This window comes from Shewanella sp. Sh95, from assembly GCF_001308045.1.
Taxonomy (GTDB): Bacteria; Pseudomonadota; Gammaproteobacteria; order Enterobacterales; family Shewanellaceae; genus Shewanella; species Shewanella xiamenensis.
The window spans coordinates 1-255 of sequence record NZ_LGYY01000015.1 but is presented as its reverse complement, the minus strand read 5'-3'; the positions used below and the strand labels follow the sequence as shown (position 1 = coordinate 255).

General features: G+C 44.7%; 1 rRNA gene. It reads right to left on the bottom strand.

The window, feature by feature from the left end:
- Positions 1–89 (bottom strand): 23S ribosomal RNA (locus tag AEA42_RS00760); the annotation flags it as partial.
- Positions 90–255 lie beyond the last annotated feature (166 nt).

The window sequence follows — 255 nt, the reverse complement described above, 5'->3', positions numbered from 1 at the left end:
CTAGCTCGCCAACGCTTTTCGCAAGTTACTACGTCCTTCATCGCCTCTGACTGCCAAGGCATCCACCGTATACGCTTAGTCGCTTAACCATACAACCCAAATAGGTTTCACTTGCGTGAGCCACTTGCGCTGTTGCGACCAGCTGGTTTTACTTGTCTCATCTTCGACCAAGAAGATGGACTCGCCTTAGACTTGAATATTCAAGACACTTAACAAGTGTTTTAAGAACTCAATTTTTTTCGTATTAACACAACG